At 62.6% G+C, this 4,092-nt stretch carries 4 protein-coding genes; all 4 read right to left on the bottom strand.

Annotated features, from left to right (window positions below; all coding sequences use genetic code 11):
* Positions 1-99 precede the first annotated feature (99 nt).
* Entirely contained in the window at positions 100-888 is a 789-nt protein-coding gene (locus WCB02_RS42665; RefSeq protein ID WP_423969226.1) for an energy transducer TonB, read from the bottom strand.
* 2 nt (positions 889-890) lie between these two features.
* A complete protein-coding gene (exbD, locus tag WCB02_RS42660) occupies positions 891-1,373 on the bottom strand; it encodes a TonB system transport protein ExbD (RefSeq protein ID WP_423969224.1) in 483 nt (160 codons plus the stop codon).
* A gap of 4 nt (positions 1,374-1,377) precedes the next feature.
* Positions 1,378-2,334 carry a tonB-system energizer ExbB gene (exbB, locus tag WCB02_RS42655; RefSeq protein WP_423969222.1) on the bottom strand — a complete coding sequence of 319 codons (957 nt, stop codon included), beginning with the start codon at positions 2,332-2,334 and terminating at the stop codon, positions 1,378-1,380.
* A 57-nt stretch (positions 2,335-2,391) separates the two neighbouring features.
* A partial coding sequence (locus WCB02_RS42650) for a TonB-dependent receptor (protein WP_423969220.1) occupies positions 2,392-4,092 on the bottom strand: 1,701 nt, incomplete at its 5' end.

Raw genomic sequence — 4,092 nt, 5'->3', positions numbered from 1 at the left:
CCCCAGCTTCCGGTGGCGCTGATCTTTGCCTGCCTCGTCGTGGTCTACGTCGGGATCAGGTATTTCTGGCGCTAATCTACCGCAGAGACCAGCAATCGGCTATTTCGGCTTCTTGAAATTCACATCCAGCGTGAAGGCGAACTGATCGTCGGTCAGTCCGGCTGGCGGCGGCGGGACAGGATCGGAGCGATGGATCATCGCAACCGCCGCCTCGTCGAACACGGGGTCCCCCGAGGAGTCCTTGACAGCGACGGACATGACCTTGCCCCGACGGTCCAGGACCAGGCTCACTTTCACGGTGGTGGTCTTGTCCTTGTTCTCCGGATAGCGCTTGTGCAACTCGAAATAGGCGGTGATCCGCCGTCCCCATTTTGCGGTGAGCTTCTGTTTATCCTTGCCGATGCCGACGTTGGGCGCCTTCGCCTTCGCGGCCTCGGGCGCCTTGTCATCGAGCGTCTGCATCGCGGTGGCCTCCTGGGCTGACCGCTCCTCCGAGGCCGGCGTCTCGACGGCCGCTATCTTGGGATCGTCCTGCTTCGGCTTGTTCGAATCGTTCAGCGTCACGACGCGATCGGGATCCTCGGTCTCGGTCGGCCTGTCCTTCGGAAGTTCGGTTTGCTTGACCTCGGCCTTCTGCTCGGCGACCGGCGCCGATGCCTGCGCCGCATCGGCGTCCGGTCCAGGCGGCAGATCGTTATCAGGCGCCTTCGGCGACTCCATGTCGAGGGCAACCTCGATGCCATTCGCGCCCAAACCATCGTCGTCGTCGGCGGCCCGCAAGTGCGTGAACGCCAAGGCAGCACCGCCGAGATGAAGCGCGAGCGCCGCCAGCGCGGCCAGAATCCATAACCGCCGCGACACTCCTTGCTCTGCATCACCGTCAGACATCGCTACCCGTTTGGGGGCTTCTGAGCGCCAGTTTCCGGACCGCTCGTCGCCGCGGCCGGAACACCTTCGAGCGCCACCAGCTTGATCTTCGGGTAGCCGCCCGCCCGCAGGATCTCCAGCACGTCCATCAACTCGCCATAGGGCACCGCGCGGTCGGCGCGCAGGAAGATGAAACGGTCCTTGCTCATGTCCGTCATGCCGTCGAGGGTGCGGACCAGGTCGACACGCTTGACCGGGTCTTCCCCGATCGCGAGCGCGAGATCGGGCTTGATGGTGACATAGGTCGGCTTGTCCGGCTTCTTCTCGGGCGTCGCGGTCGATGACGGCAGATTGATCGGCAGGTCGACGGTCGATAGCGGCGCCGCGACCATGAAGATGATCAGGAGAACCAGGATGACGTCGATGAACGGCGTGACATTGATCTCGTGCGCTTCCGAAAACTCCTCGTCGTCGTCAAAGCCGCCTTCGATGATCGAAGTAGCCATGCTTTCACTCCGCCGCCCGCGCCAGGCTGCCGCCATGGCCGCGATCGAGATCGCGCGACAACAGGCGCGCCGCGGCGCCGGAGGCGCGGCTCACCAGCTCGATATAGGCCTTCGTCCCGCGCGCGAAATGATTGTAGATGATCACGGCCGGAATGGCGGCGACCAGGCCGATCGCGGTGGCGAGCAGCGCCTCTGCGATGCCCGGCGCGACCACCGCGAGGTTGGTGGTCTGGGCTTTGGAGATGCCGATGAAGCTGTTCATGATGCCCCATACCGTGCCGAACAGCCCGACGAACGGCGACGTCGCGCCAATGGTGGCGAGCAATCCCATGCCGAGCCGGATGCGGCGGGCCTCGGCGCGCGAAATCTCGGTGAAACTCGACGCGGCGCGTTCCTTGATGCCGTTGTCGGAGGAGATCCCGGCCGAGAGGCGCGCCTCGCGTATCGCCGCCGCAAGCAGCGACGACAGCACATCGCCCTTTGGCCCCAACGCAAACTGGGCCTCGGCCAGCGATCTGGCGCCGCCGGTCTTGGCGAGCGCTGCGCGCAGCCTGCGCCGCGCAACCGACAATTCGATCGTCTTGGCGATGAAGATGGTCCAGGTCGCGAGCGACGCGCAGGCCAGTCCGACCATGACCACCTTGACGATGATATCGGCCGCCAGGAACATCGACCACGGCGACAATTCGTGCAGCCCCGCCCCCACCGACTTCAGCGAGCCGTTGCCGGCCTCGGCGGCGGTCGCGTCCGTCGCGAGCGAAGCGGAAGCGGCTTGGCCCATCGCCGAAGGGCTTGCTGCCATCGGCGCGGAAGGCTCCGGCTGGGTCAACGCGGGAGATTGCTGCGACCCAGGAGCCGCGGCCTGCTGAGCGAGCGAGGGTTGTGCCAATGCCATGATCGCAACCGCGAACACCGCAGGCGCCATCGCACGGAATGTCTCGCGAAAGGATAGTCTATTCATATCTGGACCCACTGCGTTGCCGTGACCATCGCTGCATTCTCGATCGATTTCCTGGCGTTACAGCTTTTGCGAGAGGCCGACGTAGAAACCGCGCCGCTGGCCGAACTGGGGCGCGAACACGCCGATGCCCTCCCCGTCCCGGATTGCGTAGATTTTATCAAACAGATTGACCACATCAAACCGCACCGTGAGCGGCTTGGCGCCTGCAAACGCCTGGACGTCATGTGCCACGCCGAGATTGAACGTCACATAGGGTTCATTGAACGATGAGTTGGCAAAGCCGGTCGGCAGACCGCTGCCGTACCTCATGTTGGCGGAGAACTGCGTCTCGTTCCAGCGATAGGACGCGCCACCCGAACCCGTGAACATCTGCATGTCGTCGGTGTAATGATAGTGAGTCAACAGAAAAGCGTACTCATCGGGGTCAAGCAGATACTGGTTCGAGACCGGGTCGGTTGCCCTCGTGACGTTGAAGGCAAAATTGGCATAGGCGCCGAAATTGCCGTTCTGATATTTGACCTTGGCTTCCGCACCTTCGCTGTATCCCCGCCCCCAGTTGAACTGGGTGAGGACCACCGCCTGGCCGAACTGACCGTCGTCGATCAGGTCGGTCGCAATCTTGGAGTAGGCGTCGAGTCCGACGGTCAGACCGGGCAGCAGCGTCTGGTCGACGCCGGCGTCGAAATAATGCGACCGCTCCGGCAGCACCGGATCGTTGATCGAAACGGCCGGGTGGTTCGTGGTGTTGTTGAACAAAGCGAGGTTCGATTGCGTCGCCTGCGCCTGCATCGGCGGCGTGAAGTAGCGGGCATAGCCCGCATGGAAGGTGGTGCCGTCGAACGGCTTGTAGGTGAGCGAGATGCGCGGGCTGAACTGGTTGGCGTCGACGAACTGATACAATTGATCGAAGCGAAGCCCGTAATTGAGCGTGAGCTGGCTGGTGAGCTTCCACTCGTCCTGGACATAGGCACCGAGATTCCAGCCAAGCAGCGAATTGGAGTCGGTGATGGTTTCCGGCGTCGGCAAGATCGCACCGCTGTTCGGATCGACCGGCAGCACCGTCGAGACATTGGAAACGTCGGTCTGCTCCGCGGTGATCATGAAACCGGCCCGCAACGTGTGCGCGCTGTTCATTTCATAGGATGCGTCGAACTGGGTTCCATACATCTGGCTCGAGCGCGTGACGTCGGATGCAACGTCGTTGAACTCGAGGTCGCCAGCGATATCGGGAATGAAGTGGACCTGGGCATAGCGCGAGAATACGGAGAATTGGGTATCGACCGCATCGCCCTTGGTCTGCAGCGCGACGATGTTGTAATAATACTGATCGATCTCGTTTTCGTTCAGCGTCGACGAATTGGCGGTGGCAGATCCGAAATCGCCAAGCGCCGCCTGGCCGGGGTTATTCGGAATCTGGAACGTGCTGTAGGATGCTCCCGAAATCACGCTCAGGCGCGTCGACGGGTCGAGCAGCGTCGACACATAGCCGAAGAACTTGCCCTGATCGGTATGGTCGTGAATCGCGGAGATCGACGAGGTCGGGTTTTCGATGCCGAGATTGTTCCAGTTGCCGCGCCCCGAGAAGAAATACTGGGTATCGCCGACGCTGCCGCCATAATCGAAGCTCGGCGTAATCGTTCCCTGGCTGCCGCCATAGATGCTGACGTTGCCGCCGGGCGCGGAAAAGGCGCGGCTGGTGATATCGAGAACGCCCGCGGTCCTCAGCCCGTACTGGGCCGGCAAGGTGCCGGTCAGCAA

Origin of the sequence: Bradyrhizobium sp., from assembly GCF_049581145.1 — a bacterium.
Taxonomy (GTDB): domain Bacteria; phylum Pseudomonadota; class Alphaproteobacteria; order Rhizobiales; family Xanthobacteraceae; genus Bradyrhizobium.
Note: the sequence above shows the minus strand (reverse complement) of the source record. Positions and strands in the feature narration are given on the sequence as shown.

What these genes read in the sequence shown, in the direction of transcription:
- WCB02_RS42665 (WP_423969226.1), bottom strand. Translation starts at nt 888, where the DNA reads ATGTCTGACGGTGATGCAGAGCAAGGAGTGTCGCGGCGGTTATGGATT.
- exbD (WP_423969224.1), bottom strand. Translation starts at nt 1,373, where the DNA reads ATGGCTACTTCGATCATCGAAGGCGGCTTTGACGACGACGAGGAGTTT.
- exbB (WP_423969222.1), bottom strand. Translation starts at nt 2,334, where the DNA reads ATGAATAGACTATCCTTTCGCGAGACATTCCGTGCGATGGCGCCTGCG.